The organism is Aliikangiella maris, from assembly GCF_040719265.1.
In the GTDB taxonomy this organism is placed as follows: Bacteria; Pseudomonadota; Gammaproteobacteria; order Enterobacterales; family Kangiellaceae; genus Aliikangiella; species Aliikangiella maris.
The window spans coordinates 44,531-61,145 of sequence record NZ_JBFDAH010000028.1; the positions used below are offsets into that span (position 1 = coordinate 44,531).

Consider the following 16,615-nt stretch of genomic DNA (forward strand, 5'->3'; position numbering starts at 1 on the left):
TAGTTTGAGCAGTATGTCGAATCAATCAACATACTGCCCAATAAAACTTAATGGCTAACCTAGTATTATTTAACTTTCGCTTCCAATTCACCAGCTGCATAACGCATAAACATGCTTTCCAATGAAATAGGTTTGATCTTACTGGCGTTACCTGCAGTACCAAACGCTTCATAACGTGCCAAACAAATTTCTTTCATTGCTGATACCGACACAGCCAGATATTTACGTGGGTCAAAATTAGCAGGAGACTCACTCAAGCTGCGACGAATAGCACCAGTAGCAGCCAGGCGCAAATCAGTATCAATGTTTACCTTACGTACACCGTGTTTAATTCCTTCACAAATTTCTTCAACCGGCACACCATAGGTCTCTGGAATTTCACCACCAAACTCATTGATTACTTTCAACCATTCCTGAGGAACCGATGAAGAACCATGCATCACCAAATGGGTGTTAGGAATTCGTTCATGAATTTCTTTGATGCGGCTTATCGCTAAAACATCACCGGTTGGTGGGCGAGTAAATTTATAGGCGCCGTGAGAAGTACCAATTGCAATTGCCAGCGCATCAACATTAGTTTTTTTGACGAAATCTGCCGCTTCTTCTGGATCAGTCAACATTTGATCCATCGTTAATTTACCTTCGGCGCCAATACCATCTTCTTCACCGGCTTCACCAGTTTCCAGCGAGCCTAAACAACCCAACTCGCCTTCAACACTTACGCCACAAGCATGTGCCATTTCTACGGTACGACGAGTGACATCAACGTTGTATTCGTAACTAGCAGGCGTTTTACCATCATCTTTTAATGAGCCATCCATCATTACCGATGAAAATCCTAGTTGAATTGAGCGCTGACAAACTGCGGGACTAGTTCCGTGATCTTGATGCATGACCACGGGAATATGTGGAAACTCTTCAATCGCGGCTAGGATTAAATGACGTAAAAAAGGTGCGCCAGCATATTTTCTCGCGCCAGCAGATGCCTGAACAATGACCGGGCTGTCGGTTTCATCGGCAGCTTCCATGATTGCCCGCATTTGCTCAAGATTGTTTACATTGAATGCCGGAACGCCATACCCGAACTCTGCCGCATGATCGAGTAGTTGTCGCATAGAAATCAGTGCCATTGTTATCTCCGTTTTTAATTGTATCTGTGTTAAATTCGATTACTGTCGATTAATGATAGCCGTTACCATTGAATCGTTATCTGTTTTTAAATAGGTTGCCATTATTCCGGTGCCTTAGCCGGTACTTAAACTAAAACACCAGGCAATCCATTATGCTTGAGCTGCACGTTGCTCCAAAATTTCAACAGCGGGTAACTTCTTGCCTTCCAAAAACTCAAGGAATGCGCCGCCACCAGTTGAAATATAAGAAATTTTATCGGTAATACCAAACTTATCGACGGCCGCTAGCGTATCACCACCGCCAGCAATAGAGAAGGCAGAACTATCAGCGATAGCTTGCGCAATTTGCTCTGTTCCCTTGGAAAATTGTGCAAACTCAAAAACACCAACTGGGCCATTCCATACGATGGTACCCGCACTTTTGATTATCTCGCATAGTTTAGCTGCCGTTAACGGACCAATATCAAAAATCATATCGTCATCGGCCAATTCGTTAACCGATTTTAAAGTAGCAGATGTTGTCTCTGAAAACACTTTACCGACAACAGCATCAATTGTTTTCGGAATTTCGCCACCGTTTGCAATTGCGGCAGCAGACAAGCGTTTAGCTTCATCAATTAAGTCATTTTCAACCAATGACTTGCCAACATTGTGTCCTTCAGATGCGATAAAGGTATTGGCAATTCCGCCACCGACTATCAATTGATCAACAATTCCCGATAAAGCTTCCAAAACAGTTAATTTGGTCGAAACTTTCGAGCCGCCTACAATGGCGACCAAAGGACGAGCCGGATTTTCAAGCGCTTTGCCCAATGCATCAAGTTCGGCTGCCAGCAATGGTCCTGCACAAGCTATGGGTGCAAATTGTGCAACGCCGTAGGTTGAAGCCTGTGCCCGATGAGCCGTTCCAAATGCATCCATGACAAAAACATCACATAGCGCCGCATAAGCTTTGGCCAACGTATCATCATTTTTCTTTTCACCGATGTTACAGCGAACATTTTCAAACACAACCACCTGATTTTCAGCAGCTTCAACGCCCTGTAAATAATCACTGGCTAAAATAACCGGCACATCAAGTAACGATTGCATGTGTTCAACAATCAACGCCATTGAATCTTCTTCGGTCAATTCGCCTTCAGTTGGTCTGCCACGATGTGACATTACCATCACTTTAGCTCCTTTTTGCAAGGCTAATTGAATAGTTGGAATAGCCGCTTGAATCCTAACATCAGAAGTGATTTTTCCATCTTTGACGGGGACATTTAAATCTTCGCGAATCAGAACCCGTTTACCGGTCAGGTCCAAATCAGACATTCTTAAAACTGACATGCTGTTTCTTTCTCCAGCTTAAACAGAAAGTTTATTGTAGGTTTATTTATAATATCGTCTTTATAACATCGAGCAGTGAGCGAATGATTAATTGAATAATCAATTAATCATTCTTAACACACTTTTTAAATACACTTTTTAATTTTATTCTTTAGATACTTAATCGCACTATTTTTTTCAGATTATATCTGAACCTTATGGCTTGAATTAAGCACACTATTTAAAACCGTTATTTCGCATTCATCATGGCAATAGCGGTATCTATCATTCGCACACTAAAGCCCCATTCATTATCATACCAAGTTAAAATCTTAACCAGATTTCCATTAACCCGTGTTTGAGTGGCATCAAAAGTTGACGAAGCAGGAGAATGATTAAAGTCGATAGAAACCAGTGGTTCATCGTTGTAGTCGAGCACATAATTATCCGCCGCAGCTTTAACTAAAGCATTAACTTCTTCAGCAGTTGTATCACGAGATGCTTCGAATGTTAGATCAACGACAGAAACGTTTACAGTTGGTACTCTTAGTGCAAAGCCATCCAGTCGTCCAGATAGTTCGGGTAAAACTAAACCAACCGCTTTAGCTGCACCGGTCTTAGTTGGAATAATTGATTGCGCTGCCGCCCTTGCACGTCTTAAGTCACTATGCTGATTATCAATGATGCGCTGATCGTTGGTGTAAGCATGAATGGTATTAACTAACCCATTTTCAATACCAATACCTTCATGCAGAACTTTAGCAACAGGAGCCAAACAGTTAGTTGTACACGAAGCATTTGACACAATATTATCATTTGCTGTCAGGGTATTATCATTAACACCAAAAACAATTGTTTTATCAATATCTGAACCACCAGGCGCAGAGATCAACACTTTTTTCGCGCCGCCAACAAAATGCTTTGATGCGCCAGCACGGTCTTTAAAGTGACCAGTACATTCTAAAACCACATCTACATCATAATCAGACCACTTCAGGTTTTCAGGATTACGATCAGCCAACATAGCGATTTTGTCACCATTGACGTACATGTTTTCGTCATCGCCTTCGACATTTGCTTCAAAACGACCGTGTGTGGTGTCGTATTTGGTTAAATGCACATTGGTGGCAATTGGATGAGAGGAATTAATCGCGACAACTTTGATTTCATCTTCTCTGTTGTATTCATAAATTGCTCTCAATACCATTCGACCAATACGTCCGTAACCATTAATTGCTACTTTAACTGTCATTGTGTTTCCTCAAACGTTCTTCTAAATTCAGCTACTGCTGGTTGCAACTAAAACATAAAGCGCTCAGCTTTAATATTGAATCCGCCAATTCAATGCACCGGAATAAATCGCAATTTATTCCGACACAAAATTTATTCCGACACAAATAGTGATTGTGCCTTTTCGACGACATTTTCAATATCGAAACCAAATTCTTTTAATAACTCCCCGGCTGGGGCCGACTCACCAAACTGATTCATTGATACGATAACCCCATTTAACCCGACATACTTATACCAGAAGTCACCATAGGCAGCTTCAATGGCCATTCGTTTAGTCACGCCGGCGGGTAAAACAGACTCTTTGTAATCATTGCTTTGTTTTTCAAAGACTTCACAACTTGGCATAGAAACTACGCGAATTTTTCGATTACTGATTTGCTCTTTTGCTTGTACTGCCAATTGAACTTCTGAACCGGTAGCGATGATGATCAAATCGGGCTTGCCTTCACAATCGGCCAACACATAACCGCCTTTAGCAATCATTGCAAGTTGCTCTTTGGTACGAGGTTGCGTGGGTAATCCTTGTCTGGTTAAGATTAATGCGCTTGGGCCATCTTGGTGCTCAATCGCACTTTTCCAGGCAACCGCAGTTTCGGTGGCATCACAAGGTCGCCAGTTAACCATATTAGGTGTTGAACGCAATGCAGTCAGTTGCTCAACAGGCTGATGCGTAGGACCATCTTCACCAAGTCCAATTGAATCATGTGTGAACACATAAATGACCTGCTGTTTCATCAGGGCCGCCATACGCACGGCATTACGTGCATATTCCATAAACATTAGAAAGGTCCCGCCAAATGGAATAAAGCCGCCGTGTAGTTTAATTCCATTCATGATGGCGCACATGCCAAATTCACGAACCCCGTAATATAAATAGTTACCATCGGCTTGTTCGGCCGTTATCGCTTTGCAATCACGCCATTTAGTCAGGTTTGAACCAGCCAAATCGGCAGAACCACCAATAAATTCAGGTAAAAATGGCGCAAACGCTTCTATCGCATTTTGTGAGGCTTTACGTGTTGCAATTCCTTCAGCAGCTTCTTGGGTTTTTGCGATATAGGCTTTTGCAGCACTTTCAAAGTCACCACTGATACGATTACTCAAACGGCGAGTTAACTCAGCCGCAAGTTCAGGGTAAACCTCGCGATAAGCAATAAAAGTATCATTCCATTCGGACTCCAATTTGCTACCATTTTCTCTAGCATCCCAGGCTTGCATAATTTCTTCTGGAATTTCAAACGGTGGATGTGGCCAGTTAAGCTCTTTGCGCACTAGCTCAATTTCATCATTGCCAAGCGGTGCGCCGTGGCAATCTTCTTTACCGGCTTTATTAGGTGAGCCAAATCCAATGGTCGTTTTACAACAAATCATGGTTGGACGAGCAGTTTCTGCTTTTGCCAGCTCAATAGCCTGCTGAATCGCTTCGGGGTCATGTCCATCAACATCACCAATTACATGCCAGCCATAGGCTCTAAAACGCTTACCGGTGTCATCGGTGAACCACCCTTCAACTTCACCATCAATCGAGATACCGTTATCATCATAAAAAGCAATTAACTTGCCTAATCCCAAAGTACCAGCCAATGAACAGACCTCATGGGAGATTCCCTCCATTAAGCAACCGTCACCCAGAAAAACATAAGTATGGTGATCAATCACATCATATCCTGGGCGGTTGAACTGTGCCGCCAATGATTTTTCGGCAATTGCCATACCAACGGCATTGGCGAGACCTTGTCCTAATGGACCAGTTGTCGTTTCAACGCCAGGTGTATAACCAAATTCAGGATGTCCCGGTGTTTTTGAATGTAACTGTCTAAAAGCTTTTAAATCATCAATATTTAAGGTATACCCGGTTAGATGAAGGAGTGAATAAATCAGCATTGAGCCGTGGCCGTTTGATAAAACAAATCGATCTCGATTGACCCACTCGGGGTTACTGGGGTTATGCCGTAAATGGTCACACCAAAGTACTTGAGCGATATCGGCCATACCCATTGGCGCGCCAGGATGCCCTGATTTGGCTTTTTGTACAGCATCCATACTTAACGCCCGTATAGCGTTCGCTAACTGAAATCGAGATGACATATAGACTCCTAAGTCGAGGTTCTAAAGTAAGCGGGAATTTTGACGGTGCGTATTTTCTCAAACGAACGCCTCATGATCAAACCATTTACAGGGAAATCGCCTAAATCATGAACAAAAAATAGTCCAAATTACCGATTTTCAAAAAATTTTACCGAGATATTCAATAATCGAGTATTGATTTCGCCTTTATCACAACCTAGTCTTAAAGCAAATTGGCGCGTAATTGTGCGAATTAACAATTAGCAGATACTCATTATCATTAAATAAATAAGACGAGGTAACTATGGCCAACGTAGCGGTAATTCTTTCGGGATGTGGCGTTTATGATGGGTCTGAAATTTATGAAAGTGTCATCACCCTGCTGGCTCTTGAAGAACAGGGTGCCAATTACCAATGTTTTGCACCAGATATCAATCAACACCACACCATTAATCATTTGACCGGCGAAGAAATGCCCGGTTCAAGAAATGTTTTGATTGAATCAGCCAGAATTTGCCGTGGGAATATCAAGTCACTCGATGAATTCAGACCCTCATTTTTTGATGCGATGATATTTCCTGGCGGCTTTGGTGTTGCTAAAAATCTGAGCAACTTTGCTTTGGCCGGAGCAAACTGTCACATCGAACCCAGTGTGTTAAAAGCAACTCAAACTTTTGTTGCCAACAAAAAACCGATGGGCTTTATTTGTATTTCGCCCGCTTTGATACCCAAAATTTATGGCGAGGCGGTCCAATTAACGATTGGCAATGACCCTCAAACTGCGACAGCCATTGAAACGATGGGCGGCATACATATTCAGTGTCCGGTCAACAATTTTGTGGTCGATCAAAAATATCATGTCGTTTCAACGCCAGCCTATATGCTTGCCAATAATATTTCAGAAGCAGCCAGTGGTATTAGAAAACTGGTAAAAAAAGTATTAGAACTTTGTTAGCAAACCCGCTTGATTAAGAGCTTACAACCGGGTGCTTAATGACCCATTCACACATTCCGCCATCCATACTATAACTTTGAGTGAAGCCCTGTTCAAAAAACATTTGCGCAGCAGACTGACTGGAATTCCCATGATAACAACACACCACAAGTGGTCTCGATTTGTCATTGCTATCTAAAAACTGGCGCAGATTATCGTTATCGACTCGAATGGCTTGATTGATATGACCATTAGCAAAAGTATTCACATCCCGAATATCAACAACCAACGCTTGTTGTTCTTCAATTAGCGTTGCTGCTTCATCAACAGAAATTCGCTTAAACACAGATAGCATCCTAAATAGAATTGAAATACAAACCATTAAACAACGAAAACAATATACGCTATTCAACAGATTATTTGCATACCATCATTATAGAAAAACAGTCATGACAGTTATGCGTCACCGGTCAAATAAAATAAATTTAACCATACGTTCAAGTTTATGACTGGACTTTATTACCGCCGGATTGCGAAGCCCAAGTAAGCCGCTTGTGACCAGACAGGCGGTCAATTTGTTTGTCAATGGGGATGCTTTTATCGGTTTACAATCAGCAAAGGTAAAAATTTTTAAGCACTTATGCTAGCGAAATTCAAGCAGTAGCACTTTCCATTATTAACCCGCTTCTACCATCAACATTTTTTAAACATTAAGTCCCAAACGCCATGTCCCAAACGTTCACCACGCTGCTGAAATTTGGTCACAGGCCTGTCCTCAGGTTTTGGAACAAAATCGTTGGTAGAAGATAGATTTTCCCAACCGCTGACTTGTTGCATCACTTTTAACATGTGCTGAGCATAATTTTCCCAATCAGTTGCCATATGAAGAATACCGCCAGACAAAAGCTTATTACGAACCTGTGTGACAAACTCATCTTTAACAATACGCCGTTTGTGATGGCGAGTTTTATGCCACGGATCAGGAAAAAACAACTGTAGTTTGCTCAAACTGTTTAGCGGAATCATATGTTGTAACACATCGATGGCATCATGGCTGATTACCCGAATGTTAGTTAACTCTCGTTCCTTCATGCGCGCCAACAAAGACCCCACCCCAGGCCGATGCACTTCGATACCAATAAAATTAAAGTGTGGGTAGTTGGCAGCCTGCTCAGCAAGCGAAGCCCCCATACCGAAACCAATTTCCAGCGTTACCGGATTGCTGTTACCAAACAATTCGGTCAGATTTAAAACCTGTTGACTATAGGTGATGCCGTAATCAGGCATCATTGACTCATAGGCCAAAGTCTGACCAGCGGTCATTCGTCCTTCTCGCCGAACAAAACTACGAACTTTTCGATGAGACTCTTGCACAATTTCGCTCACTTAATCTTAAACAGTCCTAAATTATATCAGTCTCACGACAAACAAGGCTATCAGTGGGTAAAAATAAGATTTTTTAATAAAAAACCTCATTATTCTTGAAATGACTAACCAGCGCCAGATTCGGCTTAAATGTTTTAGACTACAAAATAGGCATACCAATAAAACTATTGATCATTTTCAAAAAAGTGTTAGTTTTAGTTTAATCTGACAAACTAATACATCTGACAATAATTCATTTCTGAACACTATGTTCCCAGCCATTCCCAACTATCATGCTTTAGCCATGCTGTTTTTAACAATAGCTGCGCTGTATTTATTCCGGCGGGAAGATATTAAACTGGAGTCCAGCTGTCTAGCGGTACTCATTCTGGTTACTGTCATTTTTGAGATATTTCCATACATTCAGCCCGATGGCAGACATCTGGAATCTATCCACTTTTTTTATGGTTTTGGACATGAAGCATTGGTTGCAGTTTGTGCACTGATGATTGCCGGACAAGGTCTGGTAAGAACCGGTGCTTTAGAGCCGGTTGGCCGAATGCTGGGGCGCTTATGGAAGTCGAATCCTCAGCTTTCACTGCTGGTCACGCTACTGGTTGCCGCTGTACTTTCTGCATTTATGAACAATACACCAATTGTAGTTTTACTAATTCCCATTTTGATCAGCGTATCGATGAGGAATAATACATCCCCTTCCGGTATGCTTATGCCAATGGGATTTGCGACTTTAGTCGGTGGCATGTCAACCACTATTGGTACTTCAACCAATCTGCTGGTGGTCGCAGTAGCGGCTGAACAAGGTATGCGCAAACTCGGTGTATTCGATTTTGCCATTCCAGCGACCGTAGCAGGCGTTGTAGCCATTATCTATTTATGGTTAATTGCCCCCAAATTACTGCCGCCACGCGACTCTATTCTTGAAAGCTCCGCACCGCGTTTATTTACCGCTCACTTAACGCTCAATGAAAAAGGATTTGGCGTTGGCAAAACCCTTGCCGAATTAATTGATGCAACTAACGGCTCTTTAAAGGCAGAACGAATTCAACGCTTTGGTTCCTCTTCAGATATTCGCATCATGCCAATGCCCGATGTTGTTATGCAGGCAGGCGATCGAATTCGCGTTTCTGATACTGCAGAAAACTTAAAAGACTATGAAAAAATTATAGGTGCGCAGTTGTTTGTGGGTAAACACCAAGTCGATGAAACTCACCCTCTGATTGCAGAAGATCAACAATTAGCTGAAGTTATTATTGTGCCTGGGTCGCCACTGGCGGGTTCAACCCTAAAAAATATTCGTTTTATTGATCAATACCAAATGGTTGCCATCGCCCTGCACCGTGAAGGTAAAGAAATTGATCTGTATAAAAAACTTGGCAGCGTTTCATTGCATGTGGGTGACATATTACTGGTTCAAGGTTCGCGCGACAAAATTGCCGAAATCAAGAAAAAAGGCGACTTACTCGTTTTAGATGCAACCACGGATTTGCCCCACACCAACAAAGCCCCATTGGCTTTATTTATTATGGGCCTGGTGATTGGTTTGGCAGCCTTTGGCATACTACCCATAGCTATCAGTGCATTGCTCGGTGTCATGGCTTTACTAACCACTCGTTGCATTAACTGGAGCGACGCCAGCCGCGCATTGAACACGCAGGTTATTTTGATTGTTGTCGCCAGTCTGGCACTGGGTGAAGCATTAATGAAAACCGGCGGTGCAGATTATCTAGCGCAACTGTTTCTATTTTTTACCCAAGGGCTACCACCGCCGATTATTTTAAGTGCGCTGATGTTATTGCTCGCAGTTTTAACCAACATTGTTTCAAACAATGCCGCGGCGGTCATTGGTACACCCATTGCGATTAGTGTTGCCAGTCAATTGGGCCTCCCCGCAGAGCCATTTGTTATTGCCGTTTTGTTTGGTGCTAACTTTAGTTATGCAACACCGATGGCCTATAAAACCAACTTGTTAATTATGAATGCGGGTGGCTATCAGTTTAAAGACTTTATGCGCATTGGCATTCCGCTGGCGCTAACGCTTTGGCTGACACTGTCTATTTTTATTCCTTTCTATTACGACATTTTTTAATCTGTGATTTAGATCGAACTTGAGCATGTTAATAACGCCAGAATCATTTGCTGCAAAAATTTTAGCCTTTTATCAAACTCACGGTCGCAAAGATTTACCCTGGCAAAAGAATCCAACAGCCTATCGAGTATGGGTTTCGGAAGTCATGTTGCAACAAACTCAGGTGAAGACTGTAATTCCTTATTACCAAAAGTTTATGCGCAGTTTCCCAACCATTAAAGCACTGGCTAATGCGCCACTAGATGATGTCCTTCATCATTGGCAAGGTTTAGGCTATTACTCTAGAGCAAGAAACCTGCACCAATGTGCACAAAAAGTCATGACAGAGTTCAACGGGCGTTTCCCAAAAACACTGGCACAAATGGAGTCTCTCCCGGGCATTGGCCGTTCGACGGCTGGCGCTATATTGTCACTGGCAATGAACCGGCCAACACCTATTTTGGACGGCAATGTTAAGAGGGTCTTGGCGCGTGTATTTATGGTTGATGGATGGTACGGTCAATCAGCCGTGAATAAGCATTTATGGGACTTAACAAGTCGTTATACGCCACAGGAAAACACCGCAAACTTTAATCAAGCCATGATGGATTTGGGTGCCAGCTTTTGTAGCCGGAGCAAACCACAATGTGAGCAATGTCCACTAGCCATCGATTGTCTGGCTTACATTCATGGAAAAACAGCCGAGTATCCTCATAAAAAGCCAAAGAAAACGATTCCTACCAAGCAAGCAAAAATGTATTTGCAGATTAATCCACGTCAGCAAGTTTTATTGGTTAAAAGGCCACCAACTGGCATTTGGGGAGGGCTATGGACACTCCCACAATTTTCTCAACCATCATCCATCGACTCAGTTAAGCCTCAAAGCGATGACACAATGTGTGAAAACCTTATCGATGAAATCAAGCATACTTTTACTCATTTTCATTTACACGCCCAAGTCTATACCGCGCCTAAGGTGCCAACAGGTCAATCGGCAAATGGTTGGACAATTGAGGAAACCAGCCAGCAAAAATGGCATAATATCAACGAATTAAAAAGACTGGCGTTGCCAACGCCAATTAAAAAATTTCTATTTCGGTACTTTCAAATAAACGAGTGAGATAATGCAAATGATATTTTGCCAAAAGCTACAAAAAGAAGCCGAGCCGCTAAGCTTTGCTCCCGTCCCAGGTGAGTTAGGCGAGCGAATTTTAAACAATATATCTGCCGAAGCCTGGAAGCTCTGGATTGGCCATCAAACCATGCTGATTAACGAAAAACAGCTTAGTCTGGCAAACCCTGAAGCACGAGCTTATTTAACCGGAGAAATGGAGAAATTCTTATTTGGTGGTGATTACGACAAAATCGAAGGTTACGTGCCACCCGAAAAATAATTTTTTTTAATTAGATGCTTGACTTTAAATCCTAATCCTAGTTTAATAGCGCGCTCCCGAGGTGATGCCATTTCACAGTATTGAAAATCACTTTGGTGTGTAAAGTTTAACTTACTTAAACAAGTTACTTTAGTAAGCATTATGGCCTGGTAGCTCAGTTGGTAGAGCAGAGGACTGAAAATCCTTGTGTCGACAGTTCAATTCTGTCCCGGGCCACCATTGATTCGTTGAAAAAAGCCTGACTAGAAATAGTTAGGCTTTTTTTATGCCAGTCTTTTTTGTGTAAACACATAAGCTGACATGATCACTAAGTGCCTACAAAACAATCAAAGCTGGCAGATAACCTGCCAAAAATAACGCTTAAAAATAAACCCTACCCACCAAAACCTAAAAAGCATAACTTATCCCGAGTGAAACGCCATCCTTTCTAACATCTTGAGAGCTTTTTTTATCTATAACATTAAGTAACTCTAACGAAAAGCTAAAGTTCGAGTTATCAATTGGCCTGACTAATTTTACCTTTGAAAAAATGATAGGCTTAAAGTGCAACGGTCCATCAACATAACTCAAGTTCACAAATATTTTTTCTTTTTCGAAAAACTTTAATTCCGTTCCTATTTCTGAAAGCAATCCATTGTTATTGTCATCTGCGGTATAATGCAATACTTCAAAGTACATCATTGAGTTCTCAACTCTAATTTTTGAGCCTATCATATCTCCATCAAAATCCAATGTGTCAGGATTTTCAATATCAAATAAAGTAAGAGAAGTGTTCAAGGTCCAACCCTCGAAGTGTGATATATACCCGATGCTTGGCTCAACTTCGATAGACTTGTTAGGATTACCGTGTTCAAGCGGAATGTTCAACCACAAAGAACTGTAAAAGCCACTTTTTGATTTCGCTTCAAAGTAAGGTTGAAAAACATTAGTATCAACCGTTGCACCGATTTTAGCTAAATATTTTGTTTTATAGGTCAAAACGGTTGTGTATTCCATATCATCAGCGCAAGGTGATGTTGAATAAATTAACAAGCATAAACCATAAAAACTGCCTTTTATCATCAGCTTGTTCGCCAAAGTATCCAACATTAAAATTCCCCTTATGTATTATGTAGGAGGCTAATAACTTGCCATTAATTAGTTACTCAAAATAAACCTTGAGTAATATTGAAAAATTAATCATATAACTTTTTTATCATTAGGTTCAGCCACTCATTTACCTCTAAATCCATTACCTTAAGAACGCGCAATTATTCTGAGAAAATGCCTGATAAAAACGTATCGTTAAATTGATAAAATCTTATCTATTATAAACGTATAAATACTGCATTTTATGACGCAGTGTTCACCAATGATTCTTTGAAAGTTAATATGGCTGTTTGGTGACTAAAGATAATGAAGTGCATGGTACCTGATAATTTAATTTTAAATGCAACCAGGTTCAAATAAACTGTATCTATGAGTGCAAAAAATTTGCTTAAGATTTTTTATAACCTAAGAAGTTTGCTGTACGAATAACTTTAGCTAAAAACATTCTCTTTTAGAGATTAAAAACTAGTGACAATCTTTTTTATTGTTATTTTTAACAAGGAACAAAGCCCCTAATATAAATACGTTTATTTTAAAGCTAATTCGAAAGGAAAAACATCAATCAAATAGCACTAATAATTTGAACAAATTAACATTCATCCTACAAAGGCAAACGCGGCGGTGGCGTTTCACCTGCTTTCACACCAATCACAACCTCATCAAATCCCTCATAAATTTTTCCCTCATAGGTCTGCCAAAATTCTTTTTGAAATGAGAGAAATTCTTCCGTTAGCTCAATTTCAAAATTTTCCATAAAGGCTTTTTCGGCTTGATTCCAGTTTTCTATCATGTCACAGTCACCAAGTTCACTCGAACCAAAAGGTGGATTTGTCCACCGAGTGAACTCTATATTTAATGCTGTCTTGTCATTCAAGACTGCTTGATAAATACGGTACTTTAAATTGCTAAATTTGTAAACATCCTTTACAAGCCAACAAATTGAATTAACACTAATAACTTTGTATTTTTCTTCTAATAGTGAAAGAGCTCTTTTTTCATTTTCGGACTTGATTTTATAGCCCGTCTCTATTAACTGTTCAGAAAATAGATTCAAGGCTTCAAATGTTAATGGTGAATTTTTAACAGGACGCCAAAAGGTTTTAATACTAAATTCCATTTGCCCTAATGAATCATCTTCATTTTGAACTTTTTTGATGTACCAACTATTTGCATAAATTAAGCGACAATACCTTTCAAAAACCGTATTAGAGTAGATATCAATATTGGGGCCTGAATTTTTATAGGCGCTGGGATTAACAATTAAACTATCTTTAAAGGCAATGTGATGACCTGATAGGTTTAATGCGACAGTTTTGCCACTGGCAATTTTAATCGGCCGAGTTTTATAAGGGTCGTTATCATAATCTTTTNAATTAAACTATCTTTAAAGGCAATGTGATGACCTGATAGGTTTAATGCGACAGTTTTGCCACTGGCAATTTTAATCGGCCGAGTTTTATAAGGGTCGTTATCATAATCTTTTAAATCTTTACGCCGCTCAATAAAAGCTATCCAGCGTCGCTTCATCCCTTTAAACGCTTCCTGTTCAAATTGCTTCATTGCAAATTGATGATTGGCGTTCCTGAATTCATCAGTAAATTGATTATATAAAATGTTCATTAGCACCTGACAGACTAAAAAACACCCCACCACAGTGACAACTAAAACCCACCAATCACTGCCATTAGCCAAATAAAATCCCACAATCCCACCGACTAGCAGCGAGATTTTGGGTTTCCAGTGAATGGGTTTTAAATTGTCCAAGGTATAAGAATTAAATAGTAATGAATATTCTATAATTTAGTCAATGTACTACAAAGGCAAACGCGGCGGTGGCGTTTCACCTGCTTTCACACCAATCACAACCTCATCAAATCCCTCATAAACTTTTCCCTCATAGGTCTGCCAAAATTCTTTTTGAAATGAGAGAAATTCTTCCGTTAGCTCAATTTCAAAATTCTCCATAAAGGCTTTTTCGGCTTGATTCCAGTTTTCTATCATGTCATATTCATTTATTTCTCTTGAATATAATGGGAAATCTGTGTAACGAATAAAAGCAATACTCAATACAACCTGATCACTTAAAACTGTTTGATACCTTCTCTCTAGTAAATAACTATATCTATAGATATCTTTTATTAACCACATCACTGGGCTTGTTTTTACAACTTTATAACTATCCTCTAATGATGAATAAATATTTTCTTCACTTTCACTAGTAAGATTATAAAAGTTTTCAATTAGTTCTTCCGTAAATTGATTTAAGTTAATAAAATTAAGTGGCGAGTCTTTATATGGACGCCAATAAGTTTTGATATTTACTTCAATTTGACCTAGTGACTTGTCCTTTTTGTTAAAACTTTTAACATACCAGCTATTCACATAAATCGAACGACAATACCTCTCAAAAACCGTATTAGAGTAGATATCAATATTGGGGCCTGAATTTTTATAGGCGCGGGGATTAACAATTAAACTATCTTTAAAGACAATATGATGACCTGATAGGTTTAATGCGACAGTTTTGCCACTAGCAATTTTAATTGGCCGAGTTTTATAAGGGTCGTTATCATAATCTTTTAAATCTTTACGCCGCTCAATAAAAGCTATCCAGCATCGCTTCATCCCTTTAAACGCTTCCTGTTCAAATTGCTTCATTGCAAATTGATGATTGGCATTTCGGAATTCATCAGTAAATTGATTATATAAAATGTTCATTAGCACCTGACAGACTAAAAAACACACCACCACAGTGATAACTAAAACCCACCAATCACTGCCATTAGCTAAATAAAATCCCACAATCCCACCGACTAGCAGCGAGATTTTGGGTTTCCAGTGAATACGATTTAAACCTGTCGTATTCTCCGTATTATTTTTAGATAAATGATTCGACATAGAACACAATATTGCAATAAATTACTTAAAATGGTTAAAAATAGAAAACAATTGAAGTTGTGCTTCTTTTCTAATTTCAGCCAGACTCGCAGTTGGATGTGAGCGCAAATAATCTCTGGCAAGCCAGTTGAGCCCCATTTTATATAATACTCGACCTGCCATTGCCGTTCCGGCTGTGGCTAATGCTAGTCCAGGCCGACTTATTGTACTGGGGTTAGAAATTGCAATCAACGATACCCCACCAAGAACCACTTGTATCGCAGTATTGGCGCTTTCTTTTTCTAGCTTTCTGTCATCCACATCGGCATACTGCCCCATAAGCGGCTTTTGATTATTCGCATTAAAACCTCGTAATCGGGACTGATAATCGGTTGCCGTTAAAACATAGCCAAAATCTTTATACTGAATGTTTGATTCTTTTAATCGATTTGCCATTGATAGCATTGAAAAGCGCGGATTAACCATACACACGCGCAAATTGCGCATTTCCTGTTTAGGCACACGATATAAGGCATCGCGTAAATAGAAACAGCCATTTTTACTGGCAACCAGATGCGTTTCTTGAGATTTGGGTAAACTGGCAATATGGCTGGCTAAATAAGTCACACTCTTATGATGATTGTCTTTTCGGAGGAATTTAAATCGGGCTGCTGGGGTAAACCAATTGAGTTTTTGCAGCATGTTTTTTTCGAAATAACACAGCGTAAATTTAGAAGGTGCGTTAGCTTTGAAAATATCTTCCATAAATTCGCCTGATGTTCTAACTATATCTACTATATTGGCCTCTTCACTGTCTGAAACAAAGAGGTGATTAGTCGAAATTTGATGATTTTTCTTTTCATTATAATTCTTAGTTTTCCAATCATTGCCATCCTTCTCTACCAAATAAAATCCATTTTTCGATTTCACATTAGTCTGCCGATTCGCATCAACGCCCAAATACAAAATATCATCAATAAAAATCCCGCCAGAGCCAAACTTATTCAGACGAAAATGAAAATAATAACCTTCTAAAATATGCGTGGCACGCTCCATGTGGTCAAAACCC

General features: G+C 40.1%; 14 protein-coding genes and 1 tRNA gene. 5 read left to right on the plus strand and 10 right to left on the minus strand.

Annotation, left to right across the window (positions count from 1 at the left end):
- Positions 1 to 65: 65 nt before the first annotated feature.
- The 4 genes from fba to tkt form a co-directional block, all read right to left on the minus strand.
- Positions 66 to 1,130: a class II fructose-bisphosphate aldolase gene (fba, locus tag ABVT42_RS18735; protein WP_353897447.1), complete on the minus strand. Its 1,065-nt coding sequence runs from the start codon at positions 1,128 to 1,130 to the stop codon at positions 66 to 68.
- A 150-nt stretch (positions 1,131 to 1,280) separates the two neighbouring features.
- Complete coding sequence (locus ABVT42_RS18740; protein ID WP_353897448.1) at positions 1,281 to 2,462, minus strand: phosphoglycerate kinase; 1,182 nt, start codon at positions 2,460 to 2,462, stop codon at positions 1,281 to 1,283.
- 229 nt (positions 2,463 to 2,691) lie between these two features.
- Positions 2,692 to 3,693 (minus strand): type I glyceraldehyde-3-phosphate dehydrogenase, encoded by a 1,002-nt coding sequence (gene gap, locus ABVT42_RS18745; protein ID WP_353897449.1) that lies wholly within the window; start codon positions 3,691 to 3,693, stop codon positions 2,692 to 2,694.
- A gap of 131 nt (positions 3,694 to 3,824) precedes the next feature.
- Positions 3,825 to 5,822, minus strand: a complete 1,998-nt coding sequence (tkt, locus tag ABVT42_RS18750; RefSeq protein ID WP_353897450.1) for a transketolase — start codon at positions 5,820 to 5,822, stop codon at positions 3,825 to 3,827.
- A 283-nt stretch (positions 5,823 to 6,105) separates the two neighbouring features.
- On the opposite strand from tkt, the gene elbB reads away from it, so the two are divergent.
- The gene (elbB, locus tag ABVT42_RS18755) at positions 6,106 to 6,756 is read left to right on the plus strand and encodes an isoprenoid biosynthesis glyoxalase ElbB (RefSeq protein ID WP_353897451.1); all 651 of its coding nucleotides are present in this window, start codon (positions 6,106 to 6,108) and stop codon (positions 6,754 to 6,756) included.
- 13 nt (positions 6,757 to 6,769) lie between these two features.
- On the opposite strand, the gene glpE is transcribed toward elbB, so the two are convergent.
- A complete protein-coding gene (gene glpE / locus ABVT42_RS18760; RefSeq protein ID WP_353897457.1) occupies positions 6,770 to 7,090 on the minus strand; it encodes a thiosulfate sulfurtransferase GlpE in 321 nt (106 codons plus the stop codon).
- 338 nt (positions 7,091 to 7,428) lie between these two features.
- Positions 7,429 to 8,121 carry a tRNA (guanosine(46)-N7)-methyltransferase TrmB gene (gene trmB, locus ABVT42_RS18765; RefSeq protein WP_353897452.1) on the minus strand — a complete coding sequence of 231 codons (693 nt, stop codon included), beginning with the start codon at positions 8,119 to 8,121 and terminating at the stop codon, positions 7,429 to 7,431.
- A 247-nt stretch (positions 8,122 to 8,368) separates the two neighbouring features.
- Here trmB and ABVT42_RS18770 point away from each other — a divergent pair, with 247 nt between their 5' ends.
- The 4 genes from ABVT42_RS18770 (at position 8,369) to ABVT42_RS18785 (ending at position 11,799) form a co-directional block, all read left to right on the plus strand.
- Positions 8,369 to 10,207, plus strand: a complete 1,839-nt coding sequence (locus tag ABVT42_RS18770) for an SLC13 family permease (RefSeq protein ID WP_353897453.1) — start codon at positions 8,369 to 8,371, stop codon at positions 10,205 to 10,207.
- A gap of 25 nt (positions 10,208 to 10,232) precedes the next feature.
- A complete protein-coding gene (gene mutY, locus ABVT42_RS18775; RefSeq protein WP_353897454.1) occupies positions 10,233 to 11,306 on the plus strand; it encodes an A/G-specific adenine glycosylase in 1,074 nt (357 codons plus the stop codon).
- A 4-nt stretch (positions 11,307 to 11,310) separates the two neighbouring features.
- Complete coding sequence (locus ABVT42_RS18780) at positions 11,311 to 11,580, plus strand: oxidative damage protection protein (protein WP_417281489.1); 270 nt, start codon at positions 11,311 to 11,313, stop codon at positions 11,578 to 11,580.
- 143 nt (positions 11,581 to 11,723) lie between these two features.
- Positions 11,724 to 11,799 (plus strand) — tRNA-Phe (locus ABVT42_RS18785).
- A gap of 168 nt (positions 11,800 to 11,967) precedes the next feature.
- On the opposite strand, the gene ABVT42_RS18790 is transcribed toward ABVT42_RS18785, so the two are convergent.
- The 4 genes from ABVT42_RS18790 to ABVT42_RS18805 form a co-directional block, all read right to left on the minus strand.
- Complete coding sequence (locus ABVT42_RS18790) at positions 11,968 to 12,669, minus strand: hypothetical protein (protein ID WP_353897455.1); 702 nt, start codon at positions 12,667 to 12,669, stop codon at positions 11,968 to 11,970.
- A 601-nt stretch (positions 12,670 to 13,270) separates the two neighbouring features.
- Entirely contained in the window at positions 13,271 to 13,786 is a 516-nt protein-coding gene (locus ABVT42_RS18795) for a hypothetical protein (RefSeq protein WP_367024226.1), read from the minus strand.
- 695 nt (positions 13,787 to 14,481) lie between these two features.
- Positions 14,482 to 15,567 carry a hypothetical protein gene (locus ABVT42_RS18800; protein WP_367024228.1) on the minus strand — a complete coding sequence of 362 codons (1,086 nt, stop codon included), beginning with the start codon at positions 15,565 to 15,567 and terminating at the stop codon, positions 14,482 to 14,484.
- Between the two features lie 21 nt (positions 15,568 to 15,588).
- Positions 15,589 to 16,615, minus strand: a 1,027-nt coding sequence (locus ABVT42_RS18805) for a hypothetical protein (RefSeq protein ID WP_367024230.1), incomplete at its 5' end; no start/stop codon positions are given.